This is a genomic window from Streptomyces sp. NPDC045968, assembly GCF_056430475.1.
The window spans coordinates 164,339-181,240 of sequence record NZ_JBWKLF010000008.1 but is presented as its reverse complement, the minus strand read 5'-3'; the positions used below and the strand labels follow the sequence as shown (position 1 = coordinate 181,240).

Annotated in this window: 11 protein-coding genes; 3 read left to right on the top strand and 8 right to left on the bottom strand. The window is 70.4% G+C overall.

The genetic code is table 11. The features are described from left to right. Positions 1-58: 58 nt before the first annotated feature. The 4 genes from AC07FA_RS23565 to AC07FA_RS23550 form a co-directional block, all read right to left on the bottom strand. On the bottom strand, positions 59-943 hold the full coding sequence (locus tag AC07FA_RS23565) for an ABC transporter permease (protein WP_479078008.1): 885 nt from the start codon (positions 941-943) through the stop codon (positions 59-61). Next, positions 930-1,889 carry an ABC transporter ATP-binding protein gene (locus AC07FA_RS23560; RefSeq protein WP_479078007.1) on the bottom strand — a complete coding sequence of 320 codons (960 nt, stop codon included), beginning with the start codon at positions 1,887-1,889 and terminating at the stop codon, positions 930-932. Before AC07FA_RS23560 ends, AC07FA_RS23565 begins: the two co-directional genes overlap by 14 nt. A gap of 115 nt (positions 1,890-2,004) precedes the next feature. Next, the gene (locus AC07FA_RS23555) at positions 2,005-3,231 is read right to left on the bottom strand and encodes a LolA family protein (protein WP_479078006.1); all 1,227 of its coding nucleotides are present in this window, start codon (positions 3,229-3,231) and stop codon (positions 2,005-2,007) included. A 238-nt stretch (positions 3,232-3,469) separates the two neighbouring features. Further along, positions 3,470-4,480, bottom strand: coding sequence for a polyprenyl synthetase family protein (locus tag AC07FA_RS23550; protein WP_479078005.1), 1,011 nt, complete (start codon positions 4,478-4,480; stop codon positions 3,470-3,472). Between the two features lie 156 nt (positions 4,481-4,636). On the opposite strand from AC07FA_RS23550, the gene AC07FA_RS23545 reads away from it, so the two are divergent. The 3 genes from AC07FA_RS23545 (at position 4,637) to fahA (ending at position 9,513) form a co-directional block, all read left to right on the top strand. Further along, positions 4,637-6,136, top strand: coding sequence for a peptide MFS transporter (locus AC07FA_RS23545; RefSeq protein ID WP_479078004.1), 1,500 nt, complete (start codon positions 4,637-4,639; stop codon positions 6,134-6,136). Between the two features lie 8 nt (positions 6,137-6,144). Continuing rightward, positions 6,145-8,139, top strand: coding sequence for a CocE/NonD family hydrolase (locus AC07FA_RS23540; protein WP_479078003.1), 1,995 nt, complete (start codon positions 6,145-6,147; stop codon positions 8,137-8,139). A 147-nt stretch (positions 8,140-8,286) separates the two neighbouring features. Continuing rightward, positions 8,287-9,513, top strand: coding sequence for a fumarylacetoacetase (gene fahA / locus AC07FA_RS23535; RefSeq protein ID WP_479078002.1), 1,227 nt, complete (start codon positions 8,287-8,289; stop codon positions 9,511-9,513). A 58-nt stretch (positions 9,514-9,571) separates the two neighbouring features. Here fahA and recQ read toward each other — a convergent pair whose 3' ends face one another. The 4 genes from recQ to nuoL all read right to left on the bottom strand — a co-directional run bounded on the left by recQ (position 9,572) and on the right by nuoL (position 16,890). Beyond that, positions 9,572-11,599, bottom strand: coding sequence for a DNA helicase RecQ (gene recQ, locus AC07FA_RS23530; RefSeq protein WP_479078001.1), 2,028 nt, complete (start codon positions 11,597-11,599; stop codon positions 9,572-9,574). Between the two features lie 154 nt (positions 11,600-11,753). Beyond that, a complete protein-coding gene (gene nuoN / locus AC07FA_RS23525; RefSeq protein ID WP_479077999.1) occupies positions 11,754-13,421 on the bottom strand; it encodes an NADH-quinone oxidoreductase subunit NuoN in 1,668 nt (555 codons plus the stop codon). Continuing rightward, positions 13,418-14,989, bottom strand: coding sequence for an NADH-quinone oxidoreductase subunit M (locus AC07FA_RS23520; protein WP_479077998.1), 1,572 nt, complete (start codon positions 14,987-14,989; stop codon positions 13,418-13,420). Before AC07FA_RS23520 ends, nuoN begins: the two co-directional genes overlap by 4 nt. A gap of 5 nt (positions 14,990-14,994) precedes the next feature. After that, on the bottom strand, positions 14,995-16,890 hold the full coding sequence (gene nuoL, locus AC07FA_RS23515; protein WP_479077996.1) for an NADH-quinone oxidoreductase subunit L: 1,896 nt from the start codon (positions 16,888-16,890) through the stop codon (positions 14,995-14,997). Positions 16,891-16,902 lie beyond the last annotated feature (12 nt).

Here is a 16,902-nt window from a genome sequence, read left to right as displayed (position 1 = left end):
GAGCCGATCGGGGGACGGCTCGACCGGCCGACGGCACGGGCGACCCTTCCCCGCGCGCTCATGTGGTGATGTCCTTCGCCGTGAAGCGTGCCCAGGCGGCCGACCCGAACACCGCCGCGTACAGCCCCTGCAGCGTGAAGTTCCTGATCAGCCCGTCCCAGTGGACCGGCTCGCGCAAGAGGTCCGCGAAGGACAGCCAGTAGTGCGGGAAGAGATACGGATGGACTCCGTCGAGCTGCGGGATCGTGTCCACGATCTGCGCGGTGATCAGCACCCCGACGGTGGCGGCCATCGCCGCGACGCCGCTGTTGGTCAGCGTCGAGACGAACAGGCCGAGCGCCGCGAATCCGATCAGTGACGCCGCCACCGCGACAGCGATCAGCCCGGCGCGCACCAGCCCTTCCCCGAAGCCGATCCGGGTCCCCGAGATCGTCGTGACGTCGCCGACCGGGAACAGCAGCACCCCCACGGCCAGCGCCGACGCCGCCACGACCAGCGTGGCGACCAGGCAGAAGGCCAGCACGGACGCGTACTTCGCGAGCAGCAGCCGGGTCCTGCCCGCCGGGGCGACCAGCAGATAGCGCAGCGTGCCTCCGCCGGCCTCGCCCGCGACCGAGTCGCCCGCGACGACACCCACCGCCATCGGCAGGAAGACCGGAAGTGTGGCGGCCAGCGAGGCGAAGACCAGGAAGAGGCCGTTGTTGGTGACCTGGGCGAGGAACGCCGGTCCCGCGCCGCCGTCGGGGCCGCCCGGATGGCCACCGCCCCCGCCCGTCTCGATCCGCACCGCGATGCCGATCAGTACGGGCACCGCGGCGAGCACGCCGAGCAGGGCGAACGTACGTCGGCGGCGCAGGGTCGTGGCCAGTTCGGAACGAAGGATTCCGAACGTCCACAGGGGGTTGCGGCGCGTGGTGACGCCGGTGAGTTCAGCCCGCGACATCGAATCCCTCTCCGGTGAGTGCGAGGAAGGCGTCCTCCAGCGAGGCCCGTTCGACCCCGAAGGACCGTACGCGGACCCCGCCCCGTACCAGTGCCGCGTTCAGCTCGGCCGGGTCCCTGCCGAGCTGCGGGGCGTCGGCGGTGACCCGCTGCCCGTCGGCCACCAGGCCGGTGACCCCGTGCTCCTTCAGGATGCGGGCGGCGTCGCCCGGGTCCGGGGTGGTGACGGCCAGGCGGGCCCGGGACCCCGCGGCGAGTTCGGCGACCGGGCCCTGGGTGATGAGCCGGCCGCGCGCCATGACGGCGGCGTGCGTACAGACCTGCTCGATCTCGTCGAGGAGGTGGGAGGAGAGGAAGACGGTGGTGCCCTCCGCCGCCAGCTCCCGGATCAGGGAACGGATCTCGCGCATGCCCTGCGGGTCCAGGCCGTTGGTCGGCTCGTCGAGTACGAGGAGGCGGCGCGGCCGCAGGAGCGCGGCGGCGAGTCCGAGGCGCTGCTTCATGCCCAGCGAGTACGCCTTGGCCCTCTTGCCGGCCGCCGCCGCGAGCCCGACGCGGTCCAGGGCGTCCTGGACCCGGGTGCGCCGGGTGCGCGGATCGGCGGTCGGGTCGGCGGAGTCGAACCGCGCCAGATTGTCCCGGCCCGTCAGGAAGCCGTACAGCGCGGGCCCCTCGATCAGCGCGCCGACCTGCGGGAGGACGGTACGGGCCCCGGCGGGCATCGGCCTGCCGAGGACATGCGCGGTGCCGGAGGTCGGGTCGATGAGGCCCATGAGCATCCGGATCGTGGTGGTCTTGCCCGAACCGTTGGGCCCGAGGAAGCCGAAGACGCTCCCCGCGGGGACCCGCAGGTCGAGCCCGTCGACGGCGAGCTGACCGCCTCGGTACCGCTTGGTGAGACCCCGGGTCTCGATGACGGTCGCTTCCCCGTCCCCTGCGTCGGTCATACACACTCCCAGTAACCGTCCCGGCCGCCCGTCCGCCGGGACGCGCGGATGGCCCCACCGTACGGAGCCGCCCCGCCGTACGGAGCGTACGGCGGGGCGGTTCGCGCAGCGGTGACTACTTGGCGGTGTCCGCCGCGCGCACCAGCGCGTCCTTCGTGACCGCGCCGACGTAGACCTTGCCGTCGTCCGTCATCAGCGCGTTCACCAGGCGGGTCTTGAAGACCGTGCCCGAGCCGAACGTGCCGGTGACCCGGTCGCCCAGCGCGTCCAGGAACTGCTGCGCCTCGGCCGGGACGCCTTCGGCGCCCTTCGTGGGCAGCCCGGCGCCGCCCGGCATCTCGATCTGGGCGACGGAGGCCCAGCCCTCGCCGATCACGTTGAGCCCCTGGAAGCCCTCCAGCGCGCCGAGTTCCTCGGGCGCCCTGTCCGCCTTGCCGTTCTTCTCCGCCTCGGCCTCCAGGTCCTCGGCCTCGGTCACCTTCGCACCCTTGGGCGGGGTGAAGGTGAAGGAGGACGCGTCCGGCTTCCCGAAGTCCACCTTGGTGAAACCGGCGTCGATCACGGCCTTGCCGCCGCCGGACGGGGCCAGGGTGAACTTCAGCGGTACGCCGTTCTCCGCGTCGACCGCGATCGTGACCGAGCCGATCGTCGAACCGGACTGCTTCGGCTTGATCAGCAGCTGGTACGCATCGCGTCCGGCCACCTGCGCCGTGCCGTCGACCGTGACCGACGTGGTGTCACCGGCGGCCGTGAGCGCTTCCTCGGCCAGCTCCTTGGGCGTGGTCGGCACGCCCTTCGGCGCCTTGTGCTCCTCGGCCTTCGAGGTGTCGCCCTTGGCGTGGTACACCTCGTCGGACTTGCTGTCGTACGCCCAGACCTCGCCCTTGTTGTGGATCAGGCTGTACTCGGCGGCGTCCCCGAGGATCGACAGCCGCTGCTTGTCGGGGCCGTCGGCCGCCAGCCGCAGCGTGTGCGTACCGGAAGTGAGCTCCATCAGTTTGGCCTGCGGGTCGGCGGAACCGCCGTCCCCCTTGCCCGCGCCGCCGCCCGGGGCGAAGGAGCCGGCGAGCCCGCCGAACGACGGCAGGCCGAGGTCGGCGGTGACCTTCATCGTGCCGGACAGCTGCTGCTGGTCCGAGGCGGCGATCTTCTCGACGAGTTCCTGCGCGGTGATCTTCGGCAGCTCCGGGTCCCCGGAATCCGCCAGCGCCGGGACGAGCCCGATCGTCGCGGCGGCCACCCCCGCGACCGCGACGGGGACGATGTAGCGCGCTGCCTTGCGGCGGCCCACGACCGTGCCCGTGGTCCCGCCGGTGGTCTCCGCGCTGTCGTTCGGTGCCATGTGTGCCCTACCTCCGTGGTCGGCGGCTTCCATCCGCACTGGGCCACTCCCTGCCGCCCTGCTCACCCGATGTGGTCAGGAGTGGTTGTTCTCCATCTGACCAAATCGGGCGGCGACAAGCGTCAGCCCGCGGGATCAACTCCGCGTACTGCTCCGGTATGACACCGAGCCGCCCGGGGTCACCCTTCCAGTAAGGGTTGCCGTGCGGGGCCCGGGCCGAAACCCGGACGAGCGGGTGTCAGCCCGCGCGGTGCACCACGGCGTCGCAGAGCTCTTCGAGCGCGGCCTTGGCGTGGCACTCGGGCAGCGGTGCCAGCGCGGCCCGCGCCTCCTGCGCGTAACGGATGGTGTCCCGTCGCGCCTGGTCCAGCGCCGGGTGGGCGCGCAGCCTGCGCAGCGCCTCCGCCAGCTGGGCGTCGTCGCTCAGGTCGCCGTCCAGGAGCTCCACGAGCTCCAGGTCGTCCGGCTTGCCGTCGGCCGCGGCCTGTGCCCGCAGCAGCAGGACGGGCAGGGTCGGGATGCCCTCACGCAGGTCGGTGCCGGGAGTCTTGCCGGACTCGTGCGAGTCGGAGGCGATGTCGAGTACGTCGTCGGCGAGCTGGAAGGCGACGCCGAGCCGCTCGCCGTACTGGGTGAGGATGTCGACGACCGCGTCGTCGGCGCCGGACATCATCGCGCCGAACCGTCCGGACACGGCGATCAGCGAGCTGGTCTTGCCGGCGATGACGTCGAGGTAGTGGCCGACCGGGTCGCGGCCGTCGCGCGGGCCCGCGGTCTCCAGGATCTGACCGGTGACCAGGCGCTCGAACGCCTCGGCCTGGATACGCACGGCCTCCGGGCCCAGGTCGGCCAGGATGTGCGAGGCGCGGGCGAAGAGGAAGTCGCCGGTCAGGACGGCGACCGAGTTGCCCCAGCGGGTGTTGGCGCTGTCGACCCCGCGGCGCACGTCCGCCTCGTCCATCACGTCGTCGTGGTACAGCGTCGCCAGGTGGGTCAGTTCGACGACCACGGCCGAGGGCACGATCCCCGGTGCGTCGGGGTCACCGAACTGGGCGGCCAGCATCACCAGCAGCGGGCGGAACCGCTTGCCTCCTGCGCGGACCAGGTGCTGGGCGGCCTCCGTGATGAAGGGCACCTCACTCTTGGTGGCTTTCAGCAGCCCCGCCTCGACGGCGGACAAACCGGCCTGGACATCGGCCTCAAGAGCCTGGTCCCACACGCGCAGTCCGAACGGCCCGACGACGGTCACGAGGGGGTCTCCTGTCTGCTGACGATCACACGGAATGTCGATGTGTCGCTGTCTTCACTCAAGTCAGCGTATCCGGTCCCCTTTGGATCACCGTGGGCGCCTTCCCGCGACCGCCGGTATGTTCGGGATCAGCTCATACGATCAGGAGTTGTCGCTTTGTCCCACACCGCCAGCGCCATCGAGCCGGCCCAGCCGCCGCCGGAGGACGACCGCGCCTTCTTCGGTCAGCCGAGGGGTCTGATGACCCTGTCCGGTCTGGAGGTCTGGGAACGCTTCTCGTTCCTGGGTATGCAGGCGATCCTCGTCCTCTTCTTCGCCGACACGGTGTCCAACGGCGGCATGGGCATGGACGCGGGGACGGCCGCCTCGGTCTCCGCCGCCTACGGCACCCTGGTCTACCTGGTCTCCGTCGCGGGCGGCTGGCTGGCCGACCGGATTCTCGGCTCGTACCGCGCCGTCCTGTACGGCGGCATCCTGATCGCCTGCGGCCACTACTCGATGGCCGTGCCGACGGACACCATGACCTGGGTCGGCCTGGGGCTGATCAGCGCGGGGACGGGCCTCCTCAAGCCCAATGTCGCCTCGATGGTCGGCAAGCTCTACCGCACCGACGACGACCGGCGCGACGCCGGATTCGCCCTCTACTACATGGGCATCAACATCGGTGCCTTCGCCGGACCGCTGATCACCGGCTGGCTCGGTGAGCACGCCGGCTGGCACTGGGGCTTCTCGGCGGCCGCGATCGGTATGACGTTCGGCCTCATCCAGTACGTGGCCGGCCGGCGTCACCTGGCCGGACGTAAGCACGCGGCCGAGTTCGCCCTCGCCCCTGAGCCGATGCGGCGCGCCCTGTGGCTCATCGTCGTCGGCGTCGTCGTGTTCGCCCTGATCGCCACCGCGCTGGCCCTGGCGGGCTGGCTGACGATGGACCGTTTCGTCGACCTGCTCACCCTGATCTCGGTGATCGCGCCGGTGGTCTACTTCGTGGTGATGTTCCGCAGCCCCCGGGTGACCACCGAGGAACGCGGGCGGCTGCGCCCGTACGTCGTGCTCTTCCTGGCCTCGGTCGCCTTCAACTTCATCCTGTTCCAGGCGTACTCGACGATGATGCTGCTCGCGTCGACCAACGCCCGTACGGAGATCTTCGGCTTCCACTTCCCGGCGAGCTGGTACGCCTCCGCGCTCGGTGCCTTCGAGGTGGCGCTCGCGCCCGTCGTGGCCGCCGTCTGGGCCCGGATGGGCCCGCGCCAGCCGCACGCCTCCAACAAGATCGCGATCGGGGTCGTACTCGGCGGTCTGTCCTTCCTCCTGATGGTCCTGCCGACCTCCGGGCACGCCGACGCCACGTACGAGATGGCCGCCTGGTGGATCGTCGGCTCATACCTCCTGCTCGGACTCGGTGACGTCCTGCTGGAGACCTCCGGCATGTCCGCCACCACCAAGCTCGCCCCCAGGGCGTTCGCCAGCCAGACGATGGCGCTGTGGTTCCTGTCCCTGGCTCTCGCCAACGGCATCCAGGCCCAGATCGTGAAGCTGTACGGCGAGGTCTCCAACCCCGCCTACTTCGGTGTCAATGGCGCGATCGCGGTGGTCGCCGGGCTGGCCGTCATGGCCGCCGGACCCTGGCTCAAGCGCACCATGCACCCCGTCCACTGAGGTACGCCATGCACATCCGCACCGAATTCCCGTACGAGACGACCCGCGAGGACCTGTACATCCCGCTGCCGGACGGCACGCGGCTGTACGCCCGCGTCTGGCGGCCGGTCACCGACGAACCCGTGCCGGCCCTGCTGGAGTACCTCCCCTACCGGCTGAGCGACTGGACGGCTCCGCGGGACTGGCAGCGCCATCCCTGGTACGCGGGGCACGGATACGCCTCCGTGCGGGTGGACGTGCGCGGGCACGGCAACAGCGAGGGGATGCCGGGCGACGAGTACGACGCGACGGAGCTGGCCGACGGGGTCGCCGTCATCCACTGGCTCGCCCAGCAGGAGTGGTGCTCGGGCAGCGTGGGCATGTTCGGCATCTCCTGGGGCGGCTTCAACTCGCTCCAGCTCGCCGCGCTCGCCCCCGAGCCGCTGAAGGCGATCGTCACGGTCTGCTCGACGGACGACCGCTACGACAACGACGTCCACTACATGGGCGGCTCGGTGCTCGCCGTGGACATGCACGCCTGGGCGGCCACCATGCTGGCGTTCGTCTCCCGGCCGCCGGACCCCGCGCAGGTCGGCGACGTATGGAAGGAGATGTGGCTGAACCGGCTGGAGGCGGTCGAACCGTTCATCCACACCTGGCTGGAACACCAGACCCGCGACGCGTACTGGAAGCACGGCAGCGTCTGCGAGGACTACGGCGCCATCAAGGCGCCCGTGCTCGCGGTGGGCGGCTGGCACGATCCGTACCGCGACACCGTGCTGCGGCTGGTCGAGCATCTGGACCCCGCGCAGGTGCGCGGGCTGATCGGCCCGTGGTCGCACCAGTACCCGGACCGCGGGCTGCCCCCGGGGCCCGGCATCGGCTTCCTCCAGGAGACGCTGCGCTGGTGGGACCACCACCTCAAGGGCGCGGACAACGGGGTGATGAACGAGCCCCTGCTGCGGTCCTGGATCAGCGGTTCGCATCCGCCCGCCACGGTCTACCGGACCCTGCCCGGGCGCTGGGTCGGCGACGCGAGCTGGCCGTCGGAGAACGTCGTGCCCGTCGTGTACGCCCTCCAGGGCGGCCCGCAGATCGTCCTGTCGCCGCAGCAGACCGGGGTGGACGCCGGCCGCTTCTTCCCCTTCGGCAACGACGGCGATCTGCCGCCCGACCAGCGCGACGAGGACGCCAAGTCCGTCTCGTTCGAATTCCCCGTCGAGGACGCCCCCATCGAGATCCTGGGCCGTCCGAAGGTGAAGCTCCACATCCGGATGGACGTGCCGCGCGGCCAGGTCATCGCCCGGCTCTGCGACGTGGCACCCGACGGCTCCTCCACCCTGGTCACCCGCGGCGTCCTCAACCTCTCCGCGCGGCACGGGCGCGACCGGTGCGACGACTGGCCGGCCGGGGAGACGGAGGACGTGACCTTCGAGCTGAACGGCATCGGGCACACCTTCCCCCGCGGCCACCGGATCAGGCTCGCGGTCTCGTCCTCGTACTGGCCGTGGATCTGGCCGCAGGCCGGTTCGGCGGGCTTCACCCTGGACGCCGTGGGCAGCTTCGTCGAACTCCCGGTGCGCCGCCACACCGAGGACAACGGCATCTCGTTCGGCGAACCGGAGCAGTCCGAGCCGCTCGGCGTCGTGTACCCGGCGACACTCGACGAACAGCGCCCGGAGCGCCTGGTGGTCCGGGACGTCGCCAAGGGCGAGTGGCGCATGGAGGTCGACCCGCGCTACGGCGGCACCCGCGTCTACCCGGACGGGCTCGAATTCACCGAGGACGCGGTGGAGACGTACACGATCCAGGAGCACGACCCGCTCTCCGCCCGCACCCGCTCGGACTGGACGATCCGCCTGCACCGTCCCGAGATGGCCTGGGACGTGGAGATCGAGACCCGCTCCGAGATCGGCGCGGACGCGGAGGACTTCATCACCTCCAACGAAGTGATCTGCAAGGACAGCGGGGAAGTCGTCTTCCACCGGACCTGGGAGAAGCGCATTCCGCGCACGGCGGGCTGATCCGGACATGTTCGGCCGTGGGGTCCCCGGGAAACCGGGGACCCCACGGAACTTTCCGGGCATTACGCATAGTTGAGACACTCCCGCGGGGTAGCAACACCGACGTAACGTGTCCTTCAAGTGACCTGGAAAGCGAGGCAGCAACACATGCCCGAGCAGAGCAGCCCGCTCGATCTGGCCGAGGGCGACCCCTTCGGTCCGCACAACCTTCCGTACGGCGTGTTCTCCACCCCCGACCACTCCGGCCACCGCAGGGTCGGTGTCCGCATCGGCAACCACGTACTGGACGCCGGTGCCGCGGCTCACGCGCTCGGCTCCCCCTACGCACAACTGCTCGCCCAGCCCAGCCTGATGCCGCTGCTCGCGGCCGGCCGCACCGCCTGGCGCGATGTGCGGCGCGCGCTGACGGCCTGGGTGACGGTCCCGGCGCACCGTGCGGACATCGAGCCGCTGCTGCACCCGGTCGATTCCGTGACGCTCCATCTGCCGTACGAGGTCGCGGACTACGTCGACTTCTACGCCAGCGAGCACCACGCCACCAACGTCGGCAGGATCTTCCGGCCCGACGGTGACGCGCTGACCCCCAACTGGAAGCACCTGCCCATCGGTTACCACGGGCGGGCCGGCACGGTCGTGGTCTCCGGCACGGACGTGGTGCGTCCCTCGGGCCAGCGCAAGGCGCCTTCGGACCCGGCACCGGTCTTCGGCCCGTCCGTGAAACTGGACATCGAGGCCGAGGTCGGCTTCGTCGTGGGCGTGCCCTCGGAGCAGGGCACCGCGGTACCCCTCGGTGACTTCCGCGAGCACGTCTTCGGGCTCTGCCTGCTCAACGACTGGTCGGCGCGGGACATCCAGGCGTGGGAGTACGTGCCGCTCGGCCCGTTCCTCGGCAAGTCCTTCGCCACGTCCGTCTCGGCGTGGGTGACACCGCTGGAGGCACTGGACGCGGCCCGTACCCCGCCGCCCGCCCGTGACTTCCCGCTGCTTCCCTACCTCGACGACGCGGACGAGGAGGAGCACGGCGGCATCGACCTGCGGATCTCGGTCGCGATCAACGGCCACCTCGTCTCCGAGCCGCCGTTCGCGTCCATGTACTGGACCGCGGCCCAGCAGCTCGCGCAGATGACGGTGAACGGCGCCTCGCTGCGTACCGGCGATCTGTACGGCTCCGGCACGGTCAGCGGCGCCGAACCGTCCCAGCGCGGCTCCCTCCTGGAGCTCACCTGGAACGGCCGCGACCCGCTGGACCTCCCCGACGGCAAGCGGACCTTCCTGGAGGACGGCGACACGGTCACCCTGACCGCGTGGGCCCCGGGCCCGCACGGGACGCGGGTGGGTCTCGGAGAGGTGACCGGGCGGATCGTTCCCTCGTAGCCCCCCGGCCGACGGCCACGCCGGCGCTCCTCGCGCCGGCGCCGGCCGCGGTCACGGCTCACTCGTACTCGGGCGGTTCCTCGTCCCAGCCGAACTCCGGGTCCGGGGCCGGATCGGGAGACGCGGCCTGGGCCGGGGCTTGGACCGGGGTCGGGGCCTGGGCCTGGGCCGGCGATGGGGCCCCGGCCGCGACCGCGGCCCGCTCGGGCGCGGGCTCGTCCGCGGGTGCTTCCGCCGGGCCGAACGTCGCGAGGACCTCCAGCACTCCTTCGCCGTACGTGGCGAGCTTCTTCTCGCCCAGGCCGCTGATCCCGCCCAGCTCGGCCGGTGAGCCAGGACGCAGTGCGGCGATCTCCCGCAGGGTGGCGTCGTGGAAGATGACGTACGCCGGGAGCCCCAGCTCCTTCGCCTGGGCTCCGCGCCATGCGCGCAGCGCCTCGAAGACCGGGACGGCCGACTCCGGGAGCTCCGCGACGGCGGCTGCCGCCTTCCCCCTGCGCTCGCCCTTCGAGGAGGACGAGGACCGGGACGTGGGCTTCTTCGGCTCCTTGCGGAGCAGCACCTCCCGCTCACGGCCGAGGACGGCGGCGCTGTCGTCGGTCAGCACCAGCGTGCCGTACTCGCCCTCGACGGCCAGGAGGCCCTGGGCCAGCAGCTGACGCACCACGCCCCGCCATTCGGCCTCGGCCAGCTCCTCGCCGATGCCGAACACCGACAGCTGGTCGTGATCGAACTGGATGGTCTTCGCGGTCTTCCGGCCGAGCAGGATGTCGATGATCTGGCCCGCGCCGAACTTCTGGCCGCGCTCCCGCTTCAGCCGCACCACCGTGGAGAGCAGTTTCTGGGAGACCACCGTGCCGTCCCAGGTCTCGGGCGGGGTGAGACAGGTGTCGCAGTTGCCGCAGGCCGACGCTCCGGGCTCCTGGCCGAAGTACGTCAGGAGCTGGGCGCGACGGCACTGCACCGTCTCGCACAGGGCCAGCATCGAGTCCAGGTGGGAGCCCGCGCGGCGCCGGAACGCCTCGTCCCCCTCGCCGCCCTGGATCAGCTTGCGCTGCTGGACGACGTCCTGGAGCCCGTACGCCATCCAGGCCGTGGAGGGCGCGCCGTCACGGCCGGCGCGGCCGGTCTCCTGGTAGTACCCCTCGACCGACTTGGGCAGGTCGAGGTGGGCGACGAAGCGGACGTCGGGCTTGTCGATGCCCATGCCGAAGGCGATGGTCGCGACGACGACCAGGCCCTCCTCGCGCAGGAAGCGCGACTGGTGCAGCGCGCGCGTCCCGGCGTCCAGGCCCGCGTGGTACGGCACGGCCTCGATGCCGTTGCGGCAGAGGTATTCGGCGGTCTTCTCGGTCGAGTTGCGTGAGAGGCAGTAGACGATGCCCGCGTCCCCCGCGTGTTCTTCCTGGAGGAAGGTCAGCAGCTGCTTCTTCGGGTCGGCCTTCGGCACGATGCGGTACTGGATGTTGGGCCGGTCGAAGCTGGCCACGAAGTGCTTGGCGGCCGGCATCCCCAGGCGCTGGGTGATCTCCTGGTGCGTGGCGTCCGTCGCGGTCGCCGTCAGCGCGATGCGCGGTACGTCGGGCCAGCGCTCGCCCAGCACGGAGAGGGCCAGGTAGTCGGGGCGGAAGTCGTGGCCCCACTGGGCCACGCAGTGCGCCTCGTCGATGGCGAAGACGGAGATCTCGCCGCGGGCGAGCAGCGCGAGGGTGGAGTCCAGACGCAGCCGCTCGGGGGCGAGGTAGAGCAGGTCGAGCTCGCCCGCGAGGAACTGGGACTCCATCGAGCGGCGCTCGTCGAAGTCCTGCGTGGAGTTGACGAACCCGGCCCTCACGCCGAGCGCCCGCAGGGCGTCGACCTGGTCCTGCATGAGGGCGATGAGCGGGGAGATCACGATGCCGGTGCCGGGCCTGACCAGGGCCGGGATCTGGTAGCAGAGGGACTTGCCGCCGCCGGTCGGCATGAGCACGACGGCGTCGCCGCCCGCCACCACATGGTCGATGACGGCGCCCTGCTCGCCGCGGAACGCCTCGTACCCGAACACCCGGTGAAGCGTCTGCTGCGCTTCGCTCTCGGTCACACTCATGGTCCCGCCCGTCCCGCTCATCTGCTCTGTCCCCCGTGGTCCGCCCTGTCCGGCCTGGTCCCGTCCCCCACCACGATAGGTGGCGCCTACGACAACGCCGGACGGGCTCGAAGACGAGCCCGTCCGGCGTCGGGGACAGTGAGTGCCTCCGCGGCTACCGCACGAACACACCGGCCTGGCTCGCCAGGTCCAGGAAGTACTGCGGGGCCAGGCCCAGCACCAGCGTCACGGCCACGCCGACCGCGATCGTCGTCATCGTCAGCGGGGACGGGACGGCGACCGTGGGGCCGTCCGCCTTCGGCTCGCTGAAGAACATCAGGACGATGACCCGGATGTAGAAGAACGCGGCGATGGCCGAGGAGATCACACCGACCACGACCAGACCGCCCGCACCGCCCTCCGCCGCCGCCTTGAACACGGCGAACTTGCCGGAGAAGCCGGAGGTGAGCGGAATGCCGGCGAAGGCCAGCAGGAACACCGCGAAGACCGCGGCGACCAGGGGCGAGCGACGGCCGAGCCCGGCCCACTTCGACAGGTGCGTCGCCTCGCCGCCCGCGTCGCGCACCAGGGTGACCACGGCGAAGGCGCCGACCGTCACGAAGGAGTACGCGACCAGGTAGAAGAGGACCGAGGAGATGCCCTGAGGCGTGGTGGCGATCACACCCGCGAGGATGAAGCCCGCGTGCGCGATGGAGGAGTACGCGAGGAGCCGCTTGATGTCGGTCTGGGTGATCGCGACGATCGCGCCGCCCAGCATCGTCACGATGGCGACCGCCCACATGACCGGCCGCCAGTCCCAGGCGAGGCCCGGCAGCACCACGTACAGCAGACGCAGCAGCGCACCGAACGCGGCGACCTTCGTGGCCGCGGCCATGAACCCGGTGACCGGGGTCGGGGCGCCCTGGTAGACGTCCGGCGTCCACATGTGGAACGGGACGGCACCGACCTTGAAGAGCAGACCCGTCACGATCATCGCGCCGCCGATGAGCAGCAGCGCGTCGTTGCCCATGGTGTCGGCGAGCGCCGGGTCGATGCCCTGGACGGAGCCGTCCACCACGGTGGCGATGGTGGCGTACGAGACGGAGCCCGCGTACCCGTAGAGCAGCGCGATCCCGAAGAGCAGGAACGCCGAGGAGAAGGCACCGAGCAGGAAGTACTTCACCGCGGCCTCCTGCGACATCAGCCGCTTGCGGCGGGCGACGGCGCACAGGAGGTAGAGCGGGAGGGAGAAGACTTCCAGCGCGATGAAGAGCGTCAGCAGATCGTTGGCTGCCGGGAAGACCAGCATGCCCGCGATGGCGAAGAGGACCAGCGGGAAGACCTCGGTCGTGGTGAATCCGGCCCGGACCGCGGCCTTCTCGCTGTCGCTGCCGGGCACGGAGCCGGCCTGTGCGGCGAAGGAGTCGACGCGGTTGCCGTGCGTCTCGGGGTCCAGGCGCCGTTCCGCGAAGGTGAACACGGCGACCATGGAGACCAGGAGAATGGTGCCTTGCAGGAACAGCGCGGGGCCGTCCACGGCGATGGCGCCCATCGCCGCGATGTGGGCCTTCGTCGTGCCGTACCCGCCGGCCGCCAGGCCGATGACGGCGGCGAAGGCGGCGGCGAGTGCGACGACGGTCAGGAACACCTGCGTGTGGTACCGGCCCCTGCGCGGGACGAACGCCTCCGCCAGGATGCCGAGGACGGCGGCGCCGACGACGATCAGGACGGGCGCCAGTTGGGCGTACTCGATGGTCGGCGCCGTGAACTTCTCGTCCGGAGCGGCCGAGGTCACCCCGCCCACCGTTGTCCACAGGCTGTGGACAGCTGTTGCGCTGCTCACTTGGCGGCCTCCACCTCGGGCTGGGGGTCCTGCTTCTGTACGTCCTGCATGGTGTGCTGGACCGCGGGGTTGACGACCTCGGTCAGCGGCTTCGGGAAGACGCCGAGGAAGATCAGCACGGCGATCAGCGGAAGGGCGACCGCCAGCTCCCGGACCTTGAGGTCGGGCATGCCCTGGACCTCGGCCTTGACCGGCCCGGTCATCGTCCGCTGGTAGAGGACGAGGACGTAGAGCGCGGCCAGCACGATGCCGGAGGTGGCGATGATGCCCGCCGCCGGATACGCGCTGAACGTGCCGACCAGGACCAGGAACTCACTGACGAACGGTGCGAGACCCGGCAGGGAGAGCGTGGCCAGACCACCGATCAGGAAGGTCCCGGCCAGGACGGGCGCGACCTTCTGCACCCCGCCGTAGTCGGCGATGAGCCGGGAGCCGCGCCGTGTGATCAGGAATCCGGCGACCAGCATCAGCGCGGCCGTCGAGATCCCGTGGTTGACCATGTAGAGCGTGGCGCCGGACTGGCCCTGGCTCGTCATCGCGAAGATCCCGAGGATGATGAAGCCGAAGTGCGAGATCGAGGCGTACGCGATCAGCCTCTTGATGTCGCGCTGGCCGACCGCGAGCAGTGCCCCGTACACGATGGAGATCAGCGCGAGCACGATGATCACCGGGGTCGCCCACTTGCTGGCCTCCGGGAACAGCTGGAGGCAGAAGCGGAGCATCGCGAAGGTGCCGACCTTGTCGACGATCGCGGTGATGAGCACGGCGACCGGCGCCGTGGCCTCGCCCATGGCGTTGGGCAGCCAGGTGTGCAGCGGCCACAGCGGGGCCTTCACCGCGAAGGCGAAGAAGAACCCGAGGAACAGCCACCGTTCGGTGCTGGTCGCCATCTCCAGCGAGCCGTTGGCCCGGGCCTCGGCGATCTCGGAGAGCGAGAAGCTCCCCGCGACCACGTACAGACCGATGACCGCGGCCAGCATGATGAGCCCGCCGACCAGGTTGTAGAGGAGGAACTTCACGGCTGCGTACGAGCGTTGCGCCGCGGCGTTCTCGTCGCTGCCGGAGTGCGCCCGGTCCCCGAAGCCGCCGATGAGGAAGTACATCGGGATGAGCATGGCTTCGAACAGGATGTAGAAGAGGAAGACGTCGGTGGCCTCGAAGGAGAGGATCACCATCGCCTCGACCATCAGGATCAGGGCGAAGAAGCCCTGGGTGGGACGCCAGCGGGAGGACTTCGTCTCCAGGGGGTCGGCGTCGTGCCAGCCGGCCAGGATGACGAACGGGATCAGCAGCGCGGTGAGCGCGAGGAGCGCCACCCCGATGCCGTCCACACCCAGCTCGTACCGCACACCGAAGTCCGCGATCCAGGCGTGGGACTCGGTCAGTTGGTACCGGTCGCCGCCGGGCTCGAAGCGGGCGAACACGAGGCCCGCCAGGACGAGGGTGCCGAGCGAGAACAGCAGGGCCAGCCATTTGGCGGCGGTGCGCCGCGCGGCCGGGACGGCGGCGGTGGCGATCGCTCCGATCGCCGGAAGCGCCGCCGTCGCTGTCAGGAGGGGAAAGGACATGGTGATCAGACCGCCCTCATCAGCAGGGTCGCGGCAATGACAACTGCCGTACCGCCGAACATCGAGACCGCGTAGGTGCGGGCGTAGCCGTTCTGCAGCTTGCGCAGCCGGCCGGAGAGCCCGCCGACCGAGGCGGCCGTACCGTTGACGACGCCGTCGACCAGGCTGTGGTCGACGTAGACCAGCGAGCGGGTGAGGTGCTCACCGCCACGGACCAGGACCACGTGGTTGAAGTCGTCCTGGAGGAGATCGCGGCGGGCGGCCCGGGTGAGCAGCGAACCGCGCGGGGCGACGACCGGGACCGGCCTGCGTCCGTACATCACCCAGGCGACGGCGACACCGATGAGGAGCACCACCATGGTGGCGCCGGTGACGGTGGCCGCGCTGACCGGGGCGTGCCCGTGGTCGTACTGGGTGACGGGCTCCAGCCAGTGCATGAACCGGTCTCCGATGGAGAAGAACCCGCCCGCGAACACCGAGCCGAAGGCCAGCACGATCATGGGGATCGTCATCGACTTCGGGGACTCGTGCGGGTGCGGCTCGTGGCCCTCGGCGTCGGGCTGCCAGCGCTTCTCGCCGAAGAACGTCATCAGCATCACGCGCGTCATGTAGAACGCGGTGATCGCGGCGCCCAGCAGGGCCACGGAGCCGAGAATCCAGCCCTCGGTGCCGCCCTTGGCGAAGGCGGCCTCGATGATCTTGTCCTTGGAGAAGAAGCCGGACAGGCCGGGGAAACCGATGATCGCGAGATAGCCGAGGCCGAAGGTGACGAAGGTGATGGGCATGTGCTTGCGCAGGCCGCCGTACTTCCGCATGTCGACCTCGTCGTTCATGCCGTGCATGACCGAACCGGCGCCGAGGAAGAGCCCGGCCTTGAAGAAGCCGTGCGTCACCAGGTGCATGATCGCGAAGACGTAGCCGATGGGGCCGAGGCCCGCGGCCAGGATCATGTAGCCGATCTGCGACATCGTCGACCCGGCGAGGGCCTTCTTGATGTCGTCCTTGGCGCAACCGACGATCGCACCGAACAGGAGCGTGACCGCGCCGACGACGACCACGGCCAGCTGGGCGTCGGGAGCGGCGTTGAAGATCGCGCCGGACCTGACGATCAGGTAGACCCCCGCGGTCACCATGGTCGCGGCGTGGATGAGGGCCGAGACCGGGGTCGGGCCCTCCATCGCGTCACCGAGCCAGGACTGCAGCGGTACCTGGGCCGACTTGCCGCAGGCCGCCAGGAGGAGCATCAGGCCGATCGCCGTCAGCTTGCCCTCGCTCGTCTCGCCGGTCGCCGCGAGCACCGGACCGAAGGCGAAGGTGCCGAAGGTGGTGAACATCAGCATGATCGCGATCGACAGACCCATGTCGCCGACGCGGTTGACCAGGAACGCCTTCTTGGCGGCGGTCGCCGCGCTGGGCTTGTGCTGCCAGAAGCCGATGAGCAGGTACGACGCCAGACCGACGCCCTCCCACCCGACGTACAGCAGAAGGTAGTTGTCGGCCACGACGAGCAGGAGCATCGCGGCGAGGAACAGATTCAGATAGCCGAAGAAGCGGCGACGTCGTTCGTCGTGCTCCATGTAGCCGATCGAGTAGATGTGGATCAGCGTGCCCACACCGGTGATCAGCAGGACGAACGTCATCGACAGCTGGTCGAGCTGGAAGGCGACATCGGCCTGGAAGCCCTCGACCGGAATCCAGCTGAACAGATGCTGGCGCATCGTCCGTGCCTCGGTCTCGTACCCCAGCATGGCGCTGAAGAGCACGACACCCACGGCGAACGAGGCGGCGGCCAGCAGGGTGCCGATCCAGTGGCCGGCCCGGTCGAGCCGACGGCCGCCGCACAGCAGCACCGCCGCTCCGAGCAGAGGCGCCGCGACCAGCAGCGCAATCAGATTCTCCACGATTCCGACCCC